This is a genomic window from Micromonospora sp. WMMA1998 (genome assembly GCF_027497375.1).
Classification (GTDB): domain Bacteria; phylum Actinomycetota; class Actinomycetes; order Mycobacteriales; family Micromonosporaceae; genus Micromonospora; species Micromonospora sediminicola.
Genome location: NZ_CP114911.1, coordinates 2,144,282 through 2,165,399, shown reverse-complemented (window position 1 = coordinate 2,165,399; position 21,118 = coordinate 2,144,282). Strand labels below are relative to the sequence as shown.

Annotated in this window: 13 protein-coding genes; 11 read left to right on the top strand and 2 right to left on the bottom strand. The window is 71.4% G+C overall.

Features of this window, described 5'->3' with window-relative positions; genetic code table 11:
* Positions 1 to 61: 61 nt before the first annotated feature.
* From gltB to O7600_RS09325, 4 genes are all read left to right on the top strand, one after another.
* Positions 62 to 4,729 carry a glutamate synthase large subunit gene (gene gltB, locus O7600_RS09340; RefSeq protein WP_281593253.1) on the top strand — a complete coding sequence of 1,556 codons (4,668 nt, stop codon included), beginning with the start codon at positions 62 to 64 and terminating at the stop codon, positions 4,727 to 4,729.
* Positions 4,722 to 6,230: a glutamate synthase subunit beta gene (locus O7600_RS09335; RefSeq protein ID WP_281593252.1), complete on the top strand. Its 1,509-nt coding sequence runs from the start codon at positions 4,722 to 4,724 to the stop codon at positions 6,228 to 6,230. Before gltB ends, O7600_RS09335 begins: the two co-directional genes overlap by 8 nt.
* A gap of 210 nt (positions 6,231 to 6,440) precedes the next feature.
* Entirely contained in the window at positions 6,441 to 7,973 is a 1,533-nt protein-coding gene (locus O7600_RS09330; protein ID WP_281593251.1) for an MFS transporter, read from the top strand.
* A 62-nt stretch (positions 7,974 to 8,035) separates the two neighbouring features.
* The gene (locus tag O7600_RS09325; protein ID WP_281593250.1) at positions 8,036 to 8,563 is read left to right on the top strand and encodes a hypothetical protein; all 528 of its coding nucleotides are present in this window, start codon (positions 8,036 to 8,038) and stop codon (positions 8,561 to 8,563) included.
* Positions 8,564 to 8,659: 96 nt separating this feature from the next.
* On the opposite strand, the gene O7600_RS09320 is transcribed toward O7600_RS09325, so the two are convergent.
* Complete coding sequence (locus O7600_RS09320) at positions 8,660 to 10,195, bottom strand: M1 family metallopeptidase (RefSeq protein ID WP_281593249.1); 1,536 nt, start codon at positions 10,193 to 10,195, stop codon at positions 8,660 to 8,662.
* A 188-nt stretch (positions 10,196 to 10,383) separates the two neighbouring features.
* Here O7600_RS09320 and O7600_RS09315 point away from each other — a divergent pair, with 188 nt between their 5' ends.
* Positions 10,384 to 11,169 (top strand): SGNH/GDSL hydrolase family protein, encoded by a 786-nt coding sequence (locus O7600_RS09315; protein ID WP_281593248.1) that lies wholly within the window; start codon positions 10,384 to 10,386, stop codon positions 11,167 to 11,169.
* A gap of 69 nt (positions 11,170 to 11,238) precedes the next feature.
* Here the strand turns inward: O7600_RS09315 and O7600_RS09310 are convergent, their stop codons facing one another.
* A complete protein-coding gene (locus O7600_RS09310) occupies positions 11,239 to 12,717 on the bottom strand; it encodes an MFS transporter (protein WP_281593247.1) in 1,479 nt (492 codons plus the stop codon).
* A 240-nt stretch (positions 12,718 to 12,957) separates the two neighbouring features.
* Here O7600_RS09310 and O7600_RS09305 point away from each other — a divergent pair, with 240 nt between their 5' ends.
* The 6 genes from O7600_RS09305 (at position 12,958) to O7600_RS09280 (ending at position 21,110) form a co-directional block, all read left to right on the top strand.
* The gene (locus tag O7600_RS09305; RefSeq protein ID WP_281593246.1) at positions 12,958 to 13,551 is read left to right on the top strand and encodes a TetR/AcrR family transcriptional regulator; all 594 of its coding nucleotides are present in this window, start codon (positions 12,958 to 12,960) and stop codon (positions 13,549 to 13,551) included.
* A 142-nt stretch (positions 13,552 to 13,693) separates the two neighbouring features.
* Positions 13,694 to 13,870 (top strand): hypothetical protein, encoded by a 177-nt coding sequence (locus tag O7600_RS09300; RefSeq protein ID WP_281593245.1) that lies wholly within the window; start codon positions 13,694 to 13,696, stop codon positions 13,868 to 13,870.
* Positions 13,851 to 14,612: a hypothetical protein gene (locus O7600_RS09295; RefSeq protein WP_281593244.1), complete on the top strand. Its 762-nt coding sequence runs from the start codon at positions 13,851 to 13,853 to the stop codon at positions 14,610 to 14,612. Before O7600_RS09300 ends, O7600_RS09295 begins: the two co-directional genes overlap by 20 nt.
* A 113-nt stretch (positions 14,613 to 14,725) precedes the next feature.
* Positions 14,726 to 18,217, top strand: coding sequence for a DEAD/DEAH box helicase family protein (locus O7600_RS09290; protein WP_281593243.1), 3,492 nt, complete (start codon positions 14,726 to 14,728; stop codon positions 18,215 to 18,217).
* On the top strand, positions 18,214 to 19,620 hold the full coding sequence (locus O7600_RS09285; RefSeq protein ID WP_281593242.1) for a restriction endonuclease subunit S: 1,407 nt from the start codon (positions 18,214 to 18,216) through the stop codon (positions 19,618 to 19,620). Before O7600_RS09290 ends, O7600_RS09285 begins: the two co-directional genes overlap by 4 nt.
* Complete coding sequence (locus tag O7600_RS09280; RefSeq protein WP_281593241.1) at positions 19,617 to 21,110, top strand: class I SAM-dependent DNA methyltransferase; 1,494 nt, start codon at positions 19,617 to 19,619, stop codon at positions 21,108 to 21,110. The genes O7600_RS09285 and O7600_RS09280 overlap by 4 nt, the downstream gene beginning before the upstream one ends.
* The last annotated feature ends 8 nt before the right edge of the window (positions 21,111 to 21,118 follow it).

Below are 21,118 nucleotides of genomic sequence, written 5' to 3'. Positions count from 1 at the left end.
AACCCCAGAGGGCCGACGTCGTCCCCACCATGATCCAACCTGAGTGACGACAGGAGGCCCGGTGGCCTTTCCGTACCCTCTCAGCCCGCAGCCGGCCCCACGGACGACGGGGCTCTACGACCCCGCGTACGAGCACGACGCCTGCGGCGTGGCCTTCGTGGCCGACCTGCACGGGCGGCGCTCGCACCAGGTCGTCGCGAACGGCCTCGGGGCGCTCTGCCGGCTGGACCACCGGGGCGCCCGGGGCGCGGAGCACAACACCGGTGACGGCGCCGGCATCATGATCCAGGTGCCGGACGCGTTCCTGCGCGCCGTGGTCGACTTCCCGCTGCCCCCCGCCGGCCAGTACGCGACCGGCCTGGTGTTCCTGCCCGACGACGACGCGGCCGAGGCGCGCGCCCGCCAGGTGGTGGACAAGTACGCGCTGGTCGAGGGCGCCGACGTGCTCGGCTGGCGCGAGGTGCCGACCGACGCGTCCGGCCTGGGCGAGACCGCGCTCGCGGCGATGCCCCGGGTGCGGCAGCTCTTCGTGGCCGCGCACCGGCTGACCGACTCGCCGGCCGGCCCGGCCGGCTCCCCGCTGGCCGGGCTCGACCTGGACCGGGTGGCGTTCTGCCTGCGCAAGCAGGTCGAGCGGGAGACCGCCGAGCGGGGCGTGCCGGCCTACTTCCCGTCGCTGTCCGGCCGGACGATGGTGTGGAAGGGCATGCTCACCCCCGACCAGCTCCCGGCGTTCTACCCGGAGCTGACCGACGAGCGGGTGGTCAGCGCCGTCGCGCTGGTGCACTCGCGCTTCTCCACCAACACGTTCCCGTCCTGGCCGCTGGCGCACCCGTACCGGTTCATCGCGCACAACGGCGAGATCAACACGATCCGCGGCAACCGCAACTGGATGCAGGCCCGGGAGGCGCTGCTGCGCAGCCCGAGCATCCCCGGCAACATCCGCCGCGTCTTCCCGGTGTGCACGCCGGCCGCGTCGGACTCGGCCAACTTCGACGAGGTGCTCGAACTGCTGCACCTGGCCGGGCGGAGCCTGCCGCACGCGGTGCTCATGATGATCCCCGAGGCGTGGGAGAACGACCCGGACATGCGCGCCGACAAGCGCGCGTTCTACCGCTTCCACGCCAGCCTGATGGAGCCGTGGGACGGCCCCGCCTCGGTCGCCTTCACCGACGGCGAGATCGTCGGCGCGGTGCTGGACCGCAACGGTCTGCGCCCGGGCCGCTGGTGGCACACCTCCGACGGCCTGGTGGTGCTGGGCAGCGAGGCGGGCGTGCTCGACCTCGACCCGACCACCGTGGTGGCCAAGGGTCGGCTCCAGCCCGGCCGGATGTTCCTGGTCGACACCGTCAACGGCCGGATCGTCTCCGACGACGAGATCAAGACCGAGCTGGCCGCCGCGCAGCCCTACCAGGAGTGGCTGCACGCCGGCCTGATCGAGCTGGACGACCTGCCCCCGCGCGAGCACACCGTCTACACCCACGACTCGGTGCGCCGCCGCCAGCAGACGTTCGGCTACACCGAGGAGGAGCTGAAGATCCTGCTCGGCCCGATGGCCCGCAGCGGAGCGGAGCCGATCGGCTCGATGGGCACGGACACCCCGATCGCCCCGCTGTCCACCCGGCCGCGGCTGCTCTACGACTACTTCCACCAGCTCTTCGCCCAGGTCACCAACCCGCCGCTGGACGCCATCCGGGAGGAGCTGGTGACCAGCCTGGCGTCCACCATCGGGCCGGAGGGCAACCTGCTCGACCCGGGCCCGGCGAGCTGCCGCCAGATCGTGCTGCCCTACCCGGTGATCGACAACGACGAGCTGGCCAAGATCCTCTCCATCGACGAGGACGGCGACCTGCCCGGCTTCAAGGCGGTCCGGGTCTCCGGTCTCTACCGGATCCGCGACGGCGGCGCCGGCATCAAGGCCCGGCTGACCGAGATCTGCCGGCACGTGTCCGAGGCGATCGAGGACGGCGTACGGATCCTGGTGCTCTCCGACCGGGACTCCAACGCCGACCTGGCGCCGATCCCGTCGCTGCTGCTCACCGCCGCGGTGCACCAGCACCTGGTGCGCGAGCAGACCCGGACCCAGGTGGCGCTGGTCGTCGAGTCCGGCGACTGCCGCGAGGTGCACCACGCGGCCGTGCTGATCGGCTACGGCGCGGCGGCGGTCAACCCCTACCTCGCGTTCGAGTCGGTCGAGGACATGATCTCCACCGGTGCGCTGGCCGGCGTGGAGCCGGTAAAGGCGGTCCGCAACTACGTCAAGGCGCTCGGCAAGGGCGTCCTGAAGATCATGTCCAAGATGGGCATCTCGACCGTGTCGTCGTACTGCGGGGCGCAGGTGTTCGAGGCGGTCGGCCTGGACACCCGCCTGGTCGACCGCTACTTCCGCGGCACGCCGAGCACGATCGGCGGCATCGGGCTGGCCGAGATCCACACCGAGGTGGCCGCCCGGCACGCGCGGGCCTGGCCCGCGCCGGGCGCACAGGCCAGCGACCGGCTGGAGGTCGGCGGCGAGTACCAGTGGCGCCGCGAGGGCGAGCTGCACCTGTTCAACCCGGAGACGGTCTTCCTGCTGCAGCACGCCACCCGCAGCCGCCAGTACGACGTGTTCCGGCAGTACACCGCCAAGGTCGACGAGCTGGCCGCGCAGGCGGGCTCGCTGCGTGGGCTGTTCACGCTGCGCACCGGCATCCGCCCGGCGGTGCCGCTGGACGAGGTCGAGCCGGCCACCGAGATCGTCAAGCGCTTCGCCACCGGCGCCATGTCGTACGGGTCGATCTCCGCCGAGGCGCACGAGACGCTCGCGATCGCGATGAACCGCCTCGGCGGCAAGTCCAACACCGGCGAGGGCGGCGAGGACGTCGAGCGGCTGCACGACCCGGCGCGCCGCTCGGCGGTCAAGCAGATCGCCAGCGGCCGGTTCGGCGTGACCAGCGAATACCTGGTCAACGCGGACGACCTCCAGATCAAGATGGCCCAGGGCGCGAAGCCCGGCGAGGGCGGGCAACTGCCCGGCAACAAGGTCTGGCCGTGGATCGCGCGGACCCGGCACGCCACCCCCGGTGTCGGCCTGATCTCCCCGCCGCCGCACCACGACATCTACTCCATCGAGGACCTGGCCCAGCTCGTGCACGACCTGAAGTGCGTCAACCCGGCCGCCCGGGTGCACGTCAAGCTGGTCAGCGAGGTGGGTGTGGGCACGGTGGCGGCCGGCGTGGCCAAGCTGAAGGCCGACGTCATCCTCATCTCCGGGCACGACGGCGGCACCGGCGCGTCCCCGCTCAACTCGCTCAAGCACGCCGGCACCCCGTGGGAGCTGGGCCTGGCCGAGGCGCAGCAGACGCTGCTGCTCAACAAGTTGCGCGACCGGGTCACCGTGCAGGTCGACGGCCAGCTCAAGACCGGCCGGGACGTGCTGGTCGCGGCGCTGCTCGGCGCCGAGGAGTTCGGCTTCGCCACCGCCCCGCTGATCGTCGAGGGCTGCGTGATGATGCGGGTCTGCCACCTGGACACCTGTCCGGTCGGCATCGCCACCCAGAACCCGGTGCTGCGCGAGCGGTTCACCGGCCGGCCCGAGTTCGTGGAGAACTTCTTCCTCTTCCTCGCCGAGGAGGTCCGGGGCTACCTGGCCGAGCTGGGCTTCCGCAGCATCGACGAGGCGATCGGGCACACCGAGCTGCTCGACGTGGCCGGCGCGATCGACCACTGGAAGGGCCACGGGCTCGACCTGGGCCGGGTGTTGCACCTGCCGGAGCTGCCCGAGGGCGCGGCCCGCCGGGGCGTCCGCGCCCAGGACCACGGCCTCGACGCGGCGCTGGACAACCGGCTCATCGAGCTGGCCGGCCCGGCGTTGCGCGACCGCACCCCGGTCCGGGTCGAGGTCGAGGTGCGCAACGAGCACCGCAGCGTGGGCGCGATGCTGGGCGGCGAGGTGACCCGCCGGTTCGGCGGCGCCGGGCTGCCCGACGACACCGTCGAGTTCCTGCTGCGCGGCACCGCCGGGCAGTCGTTCGGCGCGTTCCTGCCGCGCGGGGTCACGCTGCGCCTGCACGGCGACGCCAACGACTACGTCGGCAAGGGACTGTCCGGCGGGCGGATCGTGGTCCGGCCGGACACCGACGCGCCGTTCGTCGGCGCCGACGCCGAGCCCGGCCGCCGCGCCGAGGACCAGATCATCGCCGGCAACACGATCCTCTACGGCGCCACCGGCGGCGAGGTGTTCCTGCGCGGTCGGGTCGGCGAGCGGTTCGCGGTGCGCAACTCCGGCGCGGCCGCGGTGGTCGAGGGTCTCGGCGACCACGGCTGCGAGTACATGACCGGTGGCACGGTGGTGGTGCTCGGTCCGACCGGGCGTAACTTCGCCGCCGGGATGTCCGGCGGCACCGCGTTCGTGCACCGGCTCGACCGCCGGCTGGTCAACGCCGAACTGGTCGACCTGTCGCCGCTGCGCGACGAGGAGCGCGACCGGCTGCACGAGCTGGTCCAGCGGCACTTCGCCGAGACCGACTCGGCGGTCGCCGAGGACCTGCTCAAGCGCTGGCCGCAGGCGGTGGAGGAGTTCACCGCCGTGGTGCCCCGGGACTACCGCCGGGTCATGGAGATCATGCGGGCCGCCGAAGCCGCCGGCCGCGATGTCGACGACGCGGTGATGAGCGCCCTCTCCCCGGCGCCGTCCGCGCCCCTGCCGCCCGCGCCCCGGGTGGTCGCCCAGGAGGTGGCTCGTGCCTGACCCGAACGGTTTCCTGCGCTACGACCGGCGGCTGCCGGCCCGCCGTCCGGTGCCGGTGCGGATCTCCGACTGGCGGGAGGTCTACCCGCCGGCCGGCGAGGAACTGGTCCGCGAGCAGGCCACCCGGTGCATGGACTGCGGCATCCCGTTCTGCCACGACGGCTGCCCGTTGGGTAACCGCATCCCGGACTGGAACGACCTGGTCCGCACCGGCAACTGGGACGCGGCGGTCGAGTCGCTGCACGCCACCAACAACTTCCCCGAGTTCACCGGCCGGCTCTGCCCGGCGCCGTGCGAGGCGGCCTGCGTGCTTGGCCTGGGCGGGCAGCAGCCGGTCACCATCAAGCAGGTCGAGGTGGAGATCGCCGACGCCGCGGTGGCCCGGGACGGCCTGCGTCCCCGGCCCGCGTCCGCGCCGACCGGTCGGTCGGTCGCGGTGGTCGGCTCCGGCCCGGCCGGATTGGCCGCCGCGCAGCAGCTCGCCCGCGCCGGTCACACGGTCACCGTGTACGAGCGCGACGACGCGATCGGCGGCCTGCTCCGCTACGGCATTCCCGACTTCAAGTTGGAGAAGCAGCACGTCGACCGACGGGTCGCCCAGCTCACCGCCGAGGGGGTGCGGTTCCGCACCGGCGTCGAGGTCGGCGTCGACGTGACCGCCGACGAGCTGCGCGCCGAGCACGACGCGGTGCTGCTCGCCTGCGGCGCGCTCCAGGGCCGGGACACCCCGGGCACCCCGGGCCGGGCGCTGCGCGGCGTGCACCAGGCGATGGCGCACCTGGTGGCCGCGAACCGGGTGGTGGCGGCCGCGGGTGACGGGCGGCCCGCCCTGGCCGTGCTGCCGGACGGCACGCCGATCGACGCGGCCGGCAAGCACGTGGTGATCATCGGTGGCGGCGACACCGCGGCGGACTGCCTCGGCGTGGCCCACCGGCAGGGCACGGCCGGCGTACACCAGCTCGACCTCTACCCGCAGCCCCCGACGGAGCGGGACGGCGCGCGGGACCCGTGGCCGACCTGGCCGTGGGTGCTGCGGTCCTATCCGGCCCACGAGGAGGGCGGGGAGCGGGTCTTCGCGGTGGCGGTGCAGGAGTTCGTCGACGACGGCACCGGGCAGGTCCGCGCCGTGCGCGTCGCCGAGGTGACCGTGGAGAAGGTCGACGGCCGGCGCATCGTCACCCCGCTGCCCGGATCGGAGCGGGAGATCCCGGCCGACCTGGTGCTGCTCGCGATCGGCTTCGAGGGCACCGAGGAACAGCCGCTGCTGGCCCAGTTCGGGGTGACCCGCAACGGCCGGGGCGCGGTCGACGCCCGACAGGACTGGCAGACCGACGCCGACGGGGTCTTCGTCGCCGGGGACATGCACCGGGGCGCCTCGCTGATCGTCTGGGCGATCGCCGAGGGGCGGGCCGCGGCGGCGGCCGTCCACGCGTACCTGGGTGGGGTGGGCGAGCTGCCCGCCCCGGTCGACCCGGCCCGGCAGCCACTCGCCGCCCGCTGAGCGATGTAAGGAGGGGCCCCCTGTTAACGCCTCCGGTAGAGCAGGGGGCCCCTCTTAACACCCGCGCCAGGGCGGGACGCCCGATCTCGCGCCGACCCGGACCGAGTGTCCGGGTTGCCCGGTGACACCTGCCACCAACTGTCGCCGCGACGTTTCCTCCGCCGCCAGACTTGGCGACCGGCCGGACCTCACGAGGGTCCGGCCTTCGTCATGTCGCTGTCGTCAACGGGGGAGATCGTCGTGGCTCTCGGCGCCACGTTCGCCGCGCTGCGCCACCGGAACTACCGGATCTGGGCGGGCGCCGGCTTCGTGTCGGTCACCGGCACCTGGATGCAGGTGCTCGGCGTCAATTGGTTCGTCCTGGCGGAGACCGGCTCCGCCACCTCGATGGGCCTCACCGTCCTGCTCCAGGCGCTGCCCACGCTGCTGCTCAGCGTGTGGGGCGGCGCGCTGGCCGACCGCCTGCCGGCCAAGCCGCTGCTGGTCACCGCGCAGGCCGCGCACGCGGTGCTGGCCGCCGGCCTGGCCGTGGTCGCGCTCACCGGCGCCGGCGGTCTGCCGGCCGTCTACGCGATCTCGCTGGCCACCGGCGCGGTGTCGGCGATCGAGGGGCCGGTGCTGGGCCGCTGGGCGTCCACCCTGGTGGACCGGGAGAGCCTCGGCAACGCGCTCGCGCTCGGCTCGTTGACCAACTCGGCCGGGCGGATCCTCGGCATGAGCGTGGGCGCCGTGGTGGTCGCCGCCGTCGGCCCGGCGCTGCTGTTCGCGGTCAACGCGGCCAGCTTCGTGGCGGTCGTGGTCGCGCTGCTGGCCGTACGCGAGGGGGAGCGGCACACCGGCGGGCCGGTGGCGGCCGACGCGGGCCCGGCGGACGGCGGCATCCGGGCCGGGTTCCGCTACCTGCGGGGTCAGCCGGTGGTGCTGGTCGCGCTGGCGCTGTCGTTCGTGCTGGGCAGCCTGGGCCGCAACTACCAGGTGACCATGGCGGCGATGAGCGACGGCCCGCTGGGCGCCGGCGCGTCCGGCTACGGCTTCCTGTCCACCGTCTTCGCCGTCGGCGCGGTGCTCGGCGCGCTGGTCGCGGCCCGCCGCGCCGAGCTGAGCTACCCGGTGCTGGTCGGCGCGGGGCTGCTCGCCAGCGCGCTGCAGATCGTGGCCGGGCTGGCTCCGGGCACGGCGAGCTTCGCCGCGGTGATCCTGCCGGTGGCGGCGGCGGCCGTGGTCATCGACACGACGGTCGGCGCCCGCGCCCAGCTGGACACCGACTACGCGATGCGCGGGCGGGTGCTGGCGGCGCTCGCGGTCACCGGCTCGGTCGCCGCCGCCGTGGGCGCGCCGCTGCTGGGCTGGCTGGCCGAGCACGCCGGCCCCCGCCAGACGCTGGTGCTGGCCGGCACGGTCAGCGCCGTGGCGACGCTCGCGGCCGGGGTGGCGCTGGACCGGCTGCGCGAGCGCCGGCTGGTCCGGACGCTGCCCGCGGTGCGTCGTCCGGTCCGTCGGCTCACGCTCGTGCCGGTCGCGGTGCGTCGTCCGGTCCGCCGGGTGGCGGCGAGCGCTGTCCGGGTGGTGCGGCCGGTCCGGGGTGCCGTGCCGGTCCCGTCCGGGCCGACTCCGACCGTCGCGGCGGGTGTCGCGCCGACCGTGATGGCCGGGCGGCCGGTCCCGGCGCCGCGGCCCGGGGTCCGTCCCGGCACGGCTCGGCCGGCCTCGGCCGCCGCCCGGGCGGACGCGGGCCGCCGCTGAGGTGGGCCACGTCATGCCCGCCGGGGCCCCGTCGGCACGATGATCATCGTTACGCTGCGGGCATGGACGTCGAAGTACGCCTGCGGCGCATCCGCCGCTGGCTCTGGGTCGTCGTGGTGGGGCTCTTCCTCAGCGGGGTGACCGCGTTCCCGCTGGAGATCGAGGTCCGGTGGCTGCTCGCGGCGCTCGACCCGCTCGCCGGGCGGCTTCCGGCGCTGGTCGGCTGGATCGAGCGGGTCCACGACGGGCTGGTGGCCGCCGACCGGGACTACCCGTTCCTGCTCTACGGCACCGACTGGCTGGCGTTCGCCCACCTGGTGCTGGCGGTGGCGTTCTGGGGGCCGCTGCGCGACCCGGTGCGCAACGTCTGGGTGGTCCAGGTCGGAATGATCGCCTGCGCCGGCATCGTGCCGCTGGCCCTGATCTGCGGCCCGATCCGGGACATCCCGTGGTTCTGGACGCTGGTCGACCTCTCGTTCGCGGTCGGCGCGTTCCCGCCGCTCTGGTTCGCCTACCGGCACATCCGCGCGGTCGAGGCGGCCCGCACGCCGGCGAGGCCGGTCGGGACGCCCGCGCCCGCGGCCGGCTGACCGGGGCCGTACCCGGCCGCGGCGGGGACCACGGACCCGGGGCCGGTCCGGCCGGACCCGCCCCGCCGGTGGGGTAGCGGGCCCGGCCGGCGCCGGTCAGCGGCCGAGCAAGTCGTGCGCGGCCCGGATCTTCGCCCAGGAGGCGGGTCGGGCCGGGGCCGAGGTCGCCCGCGCGGTGGCGCCCACCTCGGGGCGGCCGGCGGTGAACAGCCAGGTGGTGAACACCGCGTCCAGGTCGCGACCGGAGACGCGCTCCGCGAGCGCCTGGAACTGCTCGATGGTGCCGTTGCCGTACTGGCGCTGGGCCGTCCAGGCGCGCAGGATCCGGAAGAACGCCGGGTCGCCGACGGCCAGCCGGATCTGGTGCAGCGCCATCGCGCCCCGGTCGTAGACGGCGTCGTCGAAGATCCGGTCGGCGCCCGGGTCACCGGGGAGCACCTGCCAGAACTCCGAGTCGGCCGGGTAGCTGGAGTAGGTGAAGTCGAACAGCTCCTGGGCGGTGCCCTCGTCCTGTTCCTCCGACCAGAGCCACTCGGCGTACGAGGCGAAACCCTCGTTCAGCCAGATGTTGCGCCAGGCCGCCACCGAGACCGAGTCGCCGAACCACTGGTGCGCGTTCTCGTGCACCACCACGTACGGGTTCGCGCCGCGTCGCCAGAAGCCGGGGCCGTACACCGGTCGGGTCTGCGTCTCCAGCGCGAAGCCGATGCCGTCGATCGGCCCGGCCACGCCGCCCTGCGCCTCGAACGGGTACGGGCCGAACAGCCCGCTCTCCCAGTCGACGATCTCGGCGGTGCGCTCGATGCTGGCCCGGGCCGCCGGACCGCGCTCGCCCAGCGTGGTGCTGTACGCGTTCACCACCGGCTGCCCGTTCGGCGCGGTGTCGGTGACGATGTCGTACTGCCCGATGGCCAGGAACGCCTGGTAGGTGGCGCCGGGCTTCACGCTGCGCCAGCTCCACCGGGTGCGGTTGCCGGCCTCCGGCAGCGGGTCGCGCGGCTGCACGCCGTTGCTGACGACCTCGACACCGGTCGGCACCGAGACCGAGATGTCCCAGGTGGCCTTGTCCTTCGGGTGGTCGTTGCTCGGATACCACCACCAGGCCGACTCGGGCTCGTTCACCGCGAGCGCCCCGTCGGCGGTCCGGGTCCAACCGGTGTAGCCGTAGACCTTCGTCTGCGAGGGGACGCCGGCGTACTTCACCACGACGGTGAGCTGCTGGCCCTTGGTCAGGGACCGGGCCGGGGTGACCACCAGCTCGTGGTCGCCGGCCCGGGCGAACGTGGCGGCCCAGCCGTTGACCCGGACCGACTCGACGTCGAGCGCGAAGTCGAGGTTGAAGCGGGACATGTCCTTCTTCGCGGTGGCCAGGATCGTGGTGGTGCCGCCGAGGCGGTCGGTGGACGGCTCGTAGCGCAGCCGGATGTCGTAGTGGTCGACGTCGTAGCCGCCGTTGCCGTAGTCGGGGAAGTAGCTGTCGCCCAGCCCGGGGCTGCCCGGCGTCGGGGTCGCCGCCGCGGGGTGCGGGCCGCCCCGTCCGGTCGGGGCGGCCAGGCCGGGGGCGCCGGTCACGGTGGTGCCGGCGGTGGTGAGGGTCAGGGCGGCGATCGCCGCCGTGAGTGCGCGTCGCACGGGTGGGACTCCCTCCGTCGGGTGTACGCACCGGCCAACCTAATCGACGCATGTAAACAGATCTGGGTCGGCGGCTATTCAATTCTTGCGAATGTTTCGATAGCATTACCGACTAGTAACAAGCACGACCCCTCGGCCACGCGCGCGGTCAACGGGCTCCACCACCCCTGTCCCGTGGAGGTCCTGTCATGTCCCGTCGCGTCCGTACCGCCCTCGCCGCGGTGTTGGCGGCCGTCCTCGGCGCCGTGCTCCTGCCCGGCGCGGCCCGCGCCGCCACCGTCAACTACGTCGCCCTGGGCGACTCCTACTCCTCCGGCGTCGGCGCCGGGCCGTACGACTTCTCCACCTGCCTGCGCAGCCAGAAGTCGTACGCCCCGCTCTGGGCCGCGGCGCACGCGGTCACCAGCTTCCGGTTCCCGGCCTGCGGCGGCGCGGTCACCGCCGACGTCCGCAACAACCAGGTCGGGCAGCTCAGCGCGAGCACCACGCTGGTCACCATCACCATCGGCGGCAACGACGCCGGCTTCGCCGACGTGATGACCAGCTGCCGCTTCGGCAGCACGTCGAGCTGTGAGAGCGCGGTGGCCGGGGCCAAGGCGTTCGCCACCGCCACGCTGCCCGGCCGACTCGACGCCACCTACGCCGCGATCCGCGAGCGGGCCCCGAACGCCCGGCTGGTGGTCCTGGGCTACCCGCGGCTGTTCGAGACCGGATACTGCGGCCTGCTCGCCATGAGCAGCTACAAGCGCACCATCCTCAACCAGGCCGCGGACGTGCTGAACGGGGTCACCGCCGACCGCGCCGGCGCCGCCGGGGCCACCTTCGTCGACGCCCGGCCGTACTTCACCGGGCACGGTGTCTGCGCGGCCGAGCCGTGGATCCGCGACGTCAGCGGCGTGATCGAGGCGTACCACCCGAACGCGAGCGGCTACCGCTACGGCTACCTGGCCGCGCTGACCGCCGCCATCGGCTGAGGTGTAAGGAGGGGGCCCCTCTTCACGCATTCCGCAGCGGAGGGGCCCCCTTTTAACAACTCACGCGGGTCAGCGGCCCACCGGCGCCAGACTGCCGACCGTCTCCGCCGCCACGGCCGGCGCGCCGGGCACGCCCGGCACCGGTCCCACCCGCCGCCGGGGTCGCGCGTGGCGCCCGGAGGGGACCGCGAGGGCGGCCAGCGCGGCGGCCAACGAGATGCCGGTGAGCAGCAGGAAGCCCGCGGTGAAGCCGGCCTCCCGGGGCAACCCGCTCGCCTGCGGGTGGGCGGTGATGACGGCGCTGGCCAGGGCCGCGCCGATCGCGCCGCCGATGGTGCGGATGTTGGCGTTCATGCCGGTCGCGGCGCCGGTCTGCGCGGCCGGGACGCTGGCCACGATGAGGTTGGCCATCGAGGCGAACGCCAACCCGATGCCGAGGCCCACGAGGCCGCCGGCCACGCCGACCTCCCACCGGGTGTCGTGCGCCACGGTGAGCATCGCCGCCGCCGCCACGTTGAACGCCGCACCCGTGCTCAGCTGCGCCTTGGCGCTGAACCGGGACTGCAGCCGGCCGGCCAGCAGGCCGGCGGCGAACATGCCGACCAGCATCGGCAGCATCAGCAGCCCGGCCTGGGTGACGCTGGCGCCGAAGCCGTAACCGGCGCTGGTCGGGATCTGGGCGAACTGCGGCAGGAACGCGTAGACGGAGAACATCGAGGCGCCGTAGAGCAGCGCGACCAGGTTGGTCGTCCAGACCGCCGGCAGGCGCATCATCCGCAGGTCGATCAGCGGGTTCCCGGCCCGGGCCTCGGCGACCAGCCAGGCCGCCGCCAGCACCGCGGCCAGCGTCAGCAGCCCGACCACCCGGCCGGAGCCCCAGCCCCACGCGGCGCCCTTGCTGACCGGGAGCAGCAGCGCCACCAGCCAGCCGGAGAGCAGCAGCGCGCTGAGCCAGTTGATCCGGCCCGGCGTGCGCACCGGTGATGGCGGCACGAACCGGTACGCGGCCAGCGCGGTCAGGCCGACCACCACCAGCGGGATCCAGAACAGCCAGCGGTAGCCGAGGGTGGTCACGATCGGTCCGGCCAGCACCACGCCCAGCCCGCCGCCGACGGCGACGACCGCCGAGATCGAGGCGACCGCCGAACTCACCCGGGCGGCCGGGAACTCGTCCCGGATGATGCCGAACGACAGCGGGAAGACGGCGCCGCCGATGCCCTGGACCACCCGGGCGGCGATCAGCACGCCGATGCTCGGCGCGACGGCCGCCAGCAGGCAGCCGAGCGCCAGTGCGGCGAGCGAGACCACCAGCGTCCGCTCCTTGCCGATCATGTCGCCGACCCGGCCGAGGATCGGCGTGAAGATCGACGCGGAGAGCAGGTAGGCGGTCAGCACCCAGGTCACCGTGTTCGGCGAGGTGTGCAGGTCGTGCTGGATCGTGGGCAGCACCGGGGTGATCAGCGACTGGAGCATCGCGAAGAATCCGGTGCCGGCCGCGAGGACGAGGAACGTCATCCGGCGCGAGCCGCGCCGGGGTGTGTCGATCATGTGGGAGAACTCCCGTTCGGTACGAGATCGGTGGCCGCTCGCGCGGGTGGCGGCGGTGGCGGCCGGGTCGTCGCCGGTGGTCAGCAGTCAGCGGGCATGGCGGGACCTCCTGGGGTCCGGGGTCGGTTTCGGTCACCCACGCCGGCCGGACGCGGCCGGGAAGTCCGGAGTACGCTATCCGGAGGGGTGCCTCCACCAACGTAGCGGAGGGTTGCCTCCGGTTGCAAGCGGGAGGAAGAGGTGACGCGCGTCATGGCCAGCGCCGACCAGCGGGACGAGGTCTTCGCGCGCCGCCCGAAGCGGGCCGACGCCCGGCGCAACTACGACGCGCTGATCGCCGCCGCCCGCGAGGTGTTCGGCGAGTGCGGCGCGGGAGCGTCGCTGGAGGAGATCGCCCGCCGGGCGGGCGTGGGCATCGGCACGCTCTACCGCAACTTCCCCGGCCGGCGGGACCTGTTCGAGGCGGTCTACGTCGAGGAGGTGCGGGCGCTCAGCGCCTCCGCCGCCGACCTGGCCGACCTCGCCCCGTGGGACGCCCTGGTCGGCTGGCTGCACCGGTTCGTCGCCTACATCGCCACCAAGCGGGCCCTGGCCGAGGAGTTGGTGCACGACTCCGAGGTGTTCCGCAGTTGTCGCACCGAGATCTACGCGGCCGGCGAGCCGCTGCTGCGCCGCGCCCAGGCCGCCGGGGCCGCCCGACCGGACGCCGACTTCGACGACGTGGTGCGACTGATCAGCGGGCTCGCCGCGTACCAGTTCCCGGACCCGGCGCAGCGCGACCGGGTCCTGGCGATCGCCCTGGACGGCCTGCGCCCACCGGCGACACCCGCCTGATTCGTATGGCGGGTCACAAGAATGGTGACCGGAAGTAGCCGGAAGGGTGCGCCGGGTAGATAAGGATCTTGCCTTCCGCCTAACATCACGTTGACGGACATCGAGTGAGGTGGAGGCTGCGGTGACCAGTACCCCCTACCAGATGCCAGGCTCACTCGTGATCGAGATGAGTGACGACGAGTGGCGCGTCGCGGTCGAGCAGGAACTCGACCAGTTGCACCTCACGTACGGACAGCTCGCCGACATGGCGGAGCGGCGCGACTTCTGCTCGGTGGAGGCCCAGAAGCTCTGGATGTCCATTGGCAACACGCGGCCGTAGTGCGCTCGGGCCGCAGGCCCGTACGTTCGCCGAAACGCTGCAGGGTCTGCTGAACAAGACGGTCTGTGACAACGCCCGGGTCGTGGCGCGGGTGGCCACCGAGCAGGCCGTCGTCGGAACGGACCTCGTCGGGCTCCGGTCGAAGCCGGTACGCATGCGTTCGGCGGCTCGCACGAGCATCTGGCTCGATGTCCAATGCCTTCTCACGCTCGACCAGGACGAAGGCAAGTTTCTCACGATCGAGGCGTCCTACTGCGCGCTGAAGTTCGGTGACACGCCTGAGCCGTTGCTGCACTACGACTTCCAGCGCGACAAGGAGCAGTACACCGAGGCGCATCTGCAGGTCTGCGCCAGCCATCCCACCTTCGAGACTTTTCTCTCCGAGTTGGGGCGTAAGGGCACCGGCGGGCTGAGCAAGATCCACCTTCCGGTCGGTGGGCGTCGATTCCGCCCGGCGCTGGAGGACGTCCTCGAGTGCCTCATCATCGAAGGGCTCGTCGAGGCCAGAAACGGTTGGCAGCAGCTGATCGAGTCGACCCGTCGGGACTACCGACGCCGGCAGATCGCGGCGGTCGTCCGGCGCAACACCGGCACCGCGATGGCCGAGTTGGAGCGATTGGGCTACCGGGTCGTGCCGCCGGACGACCACGGGCTGCGCGCGCAGATCTCGCGATTGATCACGCCTCGCTCGCGCCCTCCGGGCAACAGCCCGAGCGAAAGTGGACCGGTCAACCGTCGCTGATCGCGTTCGACGCCGACGGTCGGAATGCCGACACAGCCCGTGGCGGGGCTGCACTCCAGAGTGATCCTCCTTATCCTGACGTGTTCATCCGTCGGCTATGTACGTGGAGAGCTGTGGATCAGCGACAGGTACGACGTCTGGCAGAGCAGTCCGCCAACTTCGGCTTCCTCAAGGGTCATCCGCTCCTGGTCTGGTATGGCGCGGGCGCCGAGCTGCTCGTCTACGTCGACGCCCAGGCGGCGATGTTCAAGATCCGCGCCTTCGGCGACGAGTTGGCCAAGGACCTGGTGCGCCGCACCGACGCCCGGCCGCAGAAGAACGACTTCTTCCACCGGGTGCAGGCGCTCCAGGCCAACGGCACGCTCGTACCGGAAATCTATCGCGCGTTCGACCGGCTGCGGGACCAGGGCAACCGCGCTGTACACGATCACCTCGGCGAGGTGCGCGCGGCGCTGGAGCTGCTGCGGACCTGCTTCGAGCTGGGTGTCTGGTTCCACCGCGCGCTGACCGGCGACCGCTCGCCGATCGGCTTCGTGCCGCCCACGCCGCCGCCGCAGCAGGTGCCGCAGAGCGTCGCCGAGGCCCTCCAGGCCGAGGTGCAGCGCTACAAGGACGAGTTGGCGCAGACCAAGCTGCTGCTCGACGGCAAGCCGTCGCTGGTGCAGGCCCAGGCCGACGCGCAGGCGGCGGCGGAGCAGGCGGTCCGAGCGGCGAGCGCCCGCCAGGGCGAGGCGGCCGCTCTGGTGGCGAGCCTGGAGCCGGCGGCGCACGAGGCGCAGCGGGCGGCCGAGCAGCGGAAGCCGGCACGGGTGTCCGCCGCCCGGCGGGAGGAGTTCATCGCCCGTGCCCGCCGCGCCTCCCACGAACCGCTCAACGAGGTGCAGACGCGGGGGGAGATCGACCGGCAGTTGAGCGCCGCCGGCTGGGTGGTACAGGACGAGAACCAGATCAACCTGTTCGCGGCCACCGGCGTCGCCGTCCGCGAGGTGACGCTCGCCACCGGCCGCGCCGACTACCTGCTCTACGTCGACCAGCGACTGGTCGGCGTGATCGAGGCGAAGCGGGAGGGCACCGCCCCGCGCGGCGTGGAGGCGCAGCTCGACCGCTACCTGAGCGGGCTCACCCCGGCGCAGAAGCTCAGCGCCTGGCGGCGGGACGAGCCGCTGCCGTTCGGATACGTCGCCACCGGCACGGAGACGGCCTTCGTCAACCGGCTCGACCCGTTCCCGCGTACCCGGGAGGTCTTCGCCTTTCATCAACCGACCACCCTCGCGCGGTGGATGCGGGAGGCCGACGACGATCCGGCCGTGCCGACGCTGCGGGCCCGGCTGCGGCGGATGCCGGCGCTGGACCGGCTCGGTCTGCGGCCCGCGCAGGTCGACGCCGTCGCAGGGCTGGAACAGTCTCTGGCCGAGGACCGGCCGCGGTCGCTGATCCAGATGGCGACCGGCGCGGGCAAGACGTTCACCGCGGTGACCGCCAGCTACCGGCTGCTCAAGCACGCCCGCGCCACCCGGATCCTGTTCCTGGTCGACCGCAACAATCTCGGCAAGCAGACGCTGCGGGAGTACGCCGGCTACCAGACGCCCGACGACGGGCGGAAGTTCACCGACCTCTACAACGTCGACCGGCTCTCCGGCACCGGCATGCTCGACTCGTCCGCCGTGGTCATCTCCACCATCCAGCGCCTCTACGGCGCACTGCGCGGCGTCGAGCTGCCCGACGTCGACCTGGACGATCGCGCCTACGACAGCTACGACCTGGACGAGCCGGCGGAGGTGGGCTACAACCCACAGCTCCCTCCGGAGACGTTCGACCTGATCGTGGTGGACGAGTGCCACCGCTCGATCTACGGCAAGTGGCGGGCGGTCATCGAGTACTTCGACGCGTTCGTGGTCGGGCTCACCGCCACGCCGGTCAAGCAGACGCTCGGCTTCTTCCAGCAGAACCTGGTCTCCGAGTACACCTACGAGCAGGCCGTCGCCGACGGGGTGAACGTCGACTTCGACGTCTACCGGATCAAGACGGAGATCACCGAGAGCGGTGCGGACATCGAGGCCGGCACCGTCGTGCCGCTACGGGACCGCCGCACCCGGGCCGAGCGCTACCAGGAGCTGGAGGACGACTTCACGTACGGCGGCAGCCAGGTCGGCCGGTCCGTGATCTCGAAGGGTCAGCTCAAGCTGGTGCTGGAGACGTTCCGCGAGAAGCTATTCGACGAGATCTTCCCGGGCCGCTCGACCGTGCCGAAGACGCTGATCTTCGCGCGGGACGACAACCACGCCGAGGAGATCGTGCAGATGGTCCGGTACGTCTTCGGTCGGGGCAACGACTTCGTCAAGAAGATCACGTACGCCTCGCGCCGGGACGGTGACAACCCGGACACGCTGATCCAGGCGTTCCGCAACAGCCCCGAGCTGCGGATCGCGGTGACCGTCGACATGATCGCCACCGGAACGGACGTCCGCCCCCTGGAGTGCGTCTTCTTCCTGCGGCCGGTGCGCAGCTCCACCTACTTCGAGCAGATGAAGGGGCGCGGCGCCCGCACCATCGACGCCGCCGACTTCCAGGCCGTCACGCCCGACGCCGAGGTCAAGGACCGGTTCGTCATCGTCGACGCGGTCGGCGTCACCGAGGCCGACCTGGACGAGGCGGTCCCGTTGCAGCGGCACACCGAACGCCAGATCTCGCTGCGCGACCTGCTGCGCAAGGCCGGCACGCTGACCGCCGACGCCGACGAGGTGGCCACGCTCGCCTCCCGGCTTGCCCGCCTCAACCAGCAGCTCACCGACGACGAACGCGCCGAACTGGCCGACCTCGCCGGCCAACCGCTGAAGGACATCGTGCGTAGCCTCACCGAAGCGGTGGCCCCGGAACAGCTCAACCCGGCGACCGAGGCCGGCCCCGCTGCGGTGCGGGACCTGCTGGCCGGTGCGCTGCGCCCGCTCGCCGCGAACCCGCCGCTGCGGGAACGCATCCTGGAGATCCGCCGGGCCCACGACATCACCATCGACGAGGTGAACGCCGACCGGCTGATCTCGGCGCAGGGCGTCCCGGCCGAGGAGCGCGCCCAGGTAACGGTCAAGAGCTGGCACGACTACCTGGAGGAGCACCGCGACGAGATCACCGCGTTGCAGGTCTTCTACGACGGCCGGGGCCGGGTGGGCTACGAGCAGCTCAAGGAGTTGGCGGCGCGGATCGCCCGACCGCCGCAGGCGTGGACGCCGGAGTCGCTGTGGAAGTCGTACGTGCTGCTCGGGCGCACCGCCGAGGCACCCGGCAACCGGGGCGTCACCGACCTTGTCAGCCTCGTCCGGTATGAGTTGGGGCTGGATCAGGAGCTGCGCCCGTACCGCAGTCTCGTCGAGGAGCGCTTCCGTGGGTGGCTGCTCCGACAGGAGCAGTCGGGCGCTACGTTCACTGCCGATCAGGCATGGTGGCTGGAGAGGATCAAAGACGTGATAGCGGTCAGCGTGGAGATCAGCCCGGATGACCTGGAGGGCGCGCCGTTCACGGAGCGGGGTGGCATCGACGGGTACGCGGGCGCCTTCGGTGAGCGCGCCGAACCGCTGCTGACCGAACTGAACCAGGAGTTGTCCGCGTGAGTCATCCCTTCGACATTCCTGCAAGTTGGGCTTGGACGACGCTTGGCGAGATCGCGGAGGTTGTCGGCGGCGTAACGAAGGATACGAAGCGACAGGAAGACTCCAGCTTCGTCGAGGTTCCCTACCTGAGGGTCGCCAACGTGCAACGTGGGTATCTCGACCTCTCCAACGTCTCAAAAATTAGAGTGCCACCACAAAAGGCCCAAGCCTTGAGGCTCTTGCCTGGCGATGTATTGCTAAACGAAGGGGGTGACCGGGACAAGCTTGGCCGCGGCTGGGTTTGGGACGGGCAGATCAGCGGTTGCATTCATCAGAATCACGTTTTCCGCGCACGCATCGCTGACCGCGCCCTGGAGCCTCGGCTGCTGGCCTACTTCGCTAACAGCATCGGCCAGCGTTGGTTCGAGCAGAATGGGCTCCAAAGCGTTAATCTAGCTTCTATCAGCTTGACGACGATGAAGCGTTTCCCGGTTCCGGTGCCACCGCTAGCTGAGCAGCGCCGTATCCTCGAGTCTCTTGAGGAGAAGTTGACTCACCTAGTTGGGGCTGAGCGTGGGGTCACCTCTTCCCTCCGTCGCCTATCGGTTCTGCAGTCAGCCATCATCGAGCAGATGATTGGACCGGGCACAATGCCTTCGCGCACCCTCGGATCGCTCCTCCTCACCAAGATGAGCAATGGAAAGTCTGTGCCGACCCTGGCTGGCGGATTCCCGGTCCTTCGCCTGACGGCGTTGCAGGACGGCCGTATTGATGCTCGCGAGATCAAGGAAGGTGCGTGGGACGCCCTAGCAGCGGCTCCATTCATCATTCGCGGTGGCGACTTCTTGGTTAGTCGGGGCAATGGGTCCCTTCGTCTCGTTGGTCAGGGCGGCCTAGTTGCGTCCAACCCGGATCCAGTGGCTTTCCCTGACACGCTTATTCGAGTGCGAACCGACCCATCGCAAATTCGGGCCGAGTATCTCGCGCTTGTCTGGAAATCCCGGTACGTGCGTCGGCAGATCGAAGCGAGTGCCAGGACGACAGCGGGCATCTATAAGATCAACCAGGCGCTTATGGCAAAGATTGAGCTTCCCGTCCCAGGATTAAGCGACCAGGATGAGGTCCTCCTGCGGTGGCGAGCGGCAGAAGGCAGGCTCAAGCGGCTCGATGCCGTTCTCAATTCGGCTACCCGTCGCGCCGCCGCTCTGCGTTCTTCCTTGATGATCACAGCATTCGTCGGACGCCTAGTGTCCCAAGATGACACCGACGAGCCGGCGCAGCAGCTTCTAGCCCGGCTTCGCGCTAGGCGGACGGTCGTTAGACCAAGGCGGCGGGTGGAAGTTAAGCCTGTCAGACAGGATCTGGCGGCTCCCCCGACCAGGGTGACCGGTGACAACTACCAGCAGGAGGCGCTGCCGCTGTGAGCACTGTGGATTCGCGCCGGTTGGTGCAGAAGCTGTGGAACTACTGTGACGTGCTGCGTGACGACGGCGTCTCGACCATCGACTACGTGGAGCAGTTGACGTATCTGCTGTTCCTCAAGATGGCCGATGAGCGGGCCCGCCGGTCCTTTAAGCCCGAGCAAATCGTGCCGGACGAGCTGAGCTGGCAGACCCTGCTTGACGCCGAGGGCGACGCGCTGGAGGTGCAGTACCGGCACATCCTGACCGGACTAGGCAAGGAGGGCGGCACCCTCGGCACCATATTCCGCAAGGCGCAGAACAAGATCCAGGATCCTGCGAAGCTCAAGCGGCTGATCGTAGACCTGATCGACAAGGAGTCCTGGTCGGGCACCGGCGTCGACGTCAAGGGTGACGCCTATGAGGAGTTGCTGGCCAAGGGTGCCGAGGACGCCAAGTCCGGCGCGGGGCAGTACTTCACCCCGCGAGCGCTGACCGCCGCCATGGTCGACTGCATGTTGCCCACGCCTGACGACACCATCACCGACCCAGCATGCGGCACCGGCGGGTTCCTGCTCGCCGCCTTCGACCACATCCAGCGACACCAGGGCAGCGCACTCACCCCCGACCAGCGGCGGCGGCTCGCGCACGGCGCGATCACCGGCACCGAGCTGGTCGACGGCACCGCCCGACTGGCCGCCATGAACATGCTGCTGCACGGCATCGGCACCCCGGACGGGCCATCGCTCATCACCGTCGGGGACGCCCTCGGCAAGGAGCCGGCAAGCCGGGTGAGTCTGGTGCTGGCGAACCCGCCGTTCGGCCGTAGCTCCTCGATTCGAGTCGTCGGTGAGGACGGCCGCTCCAGCCGCGAGGAGCGGGAGATCGAGCGGGGGGACTTCTGGGCCACCACCGCCAACAAGCAGCTCAACTTCGTCCAGCACATCGCCTCCCTGCTGGAGATCGACGGCCGGGCCGCTGTCGTCCTGCCCGACAACGTGCTCTTCGAGGGTGGTGCGGGGGAGACCATCCGGCGGCGGCTGCTTAAGCAGTACGACCTGCACACGCTGCTGCGGCTGCCCACCGGCATCTTCTACGCGGGTGGGGTCAAGGCCAACGTGCTCTTCTTCGAGCGCAAGCGCGCCCGTGAGGAGCCGTGGACCCAGAAGCTCTGGGTGTACGACTTCCGTACCAACCAACACTTCACGCTCAAGCAGAACCCGCTGCGGCGCGACCATCTTCAGGACTTCGTCGACTGCTACCTGCCAAGTAAGGACCGCGCCGAACGGGTGGAGACCGAGCGATTCCGCGCCTTCTCCTACGACGAGCTGATTGCCCGCGACAAGGTGAACCTGGACATCACTTGGCTCAAGGACGCCTCGGTGGACGACGCCAACTCGCTGCTGCCACCCGAGGTGATCGCCCGAGAGATCGTCGATGACCTGCAAGCGGCTCTGGCAGAGTTCGCGGTTATCGCAGAGGCCCTGGGTTCCAAGAAGCCAGACGCGAACTAGCGCAACGC

Excerpts from the sequence above, each read along its gene's own strand:
- O7600_RS09330 (WP_281593251.1), top strand. The coding sequence starts at position 6,441 with ATGTCGCTGTCGTCAACGGGGGAGATCGTCGTGGCTCTCGGCGCCACG.
- O7600_RS09325 (WP_281593250.1), top strand. The coding sequence starts at position 8,036 with ATGGACGTCGAAGTACGCCTGCGGCGCATCCGCCGCTGGCTCTGGGTC.
- O7600_RS09310 (WP_281593247.1), bottom strand. The coding sequence starts at position 12,717 with ATGATCGACACACCCCGGCGCGGCTCGCGCCGGATGACGTTCCTCGTC.
- O7600_RS09315 (WP_281593248.1), top strand. The coding sequence starts at position 10,384 with ATGTCCCGTCGCGTCCGTACCGCCCTCGCCGCGGTGTTGGCGGCCGTC.
- O7600_RS09300 (WP_281593245.1), top strand. The coding sequence starts at position 13,694 with ATGCCAGGCTCACTCGTGATCGAGATGAGTGACGACGAGTGGCGCGTC.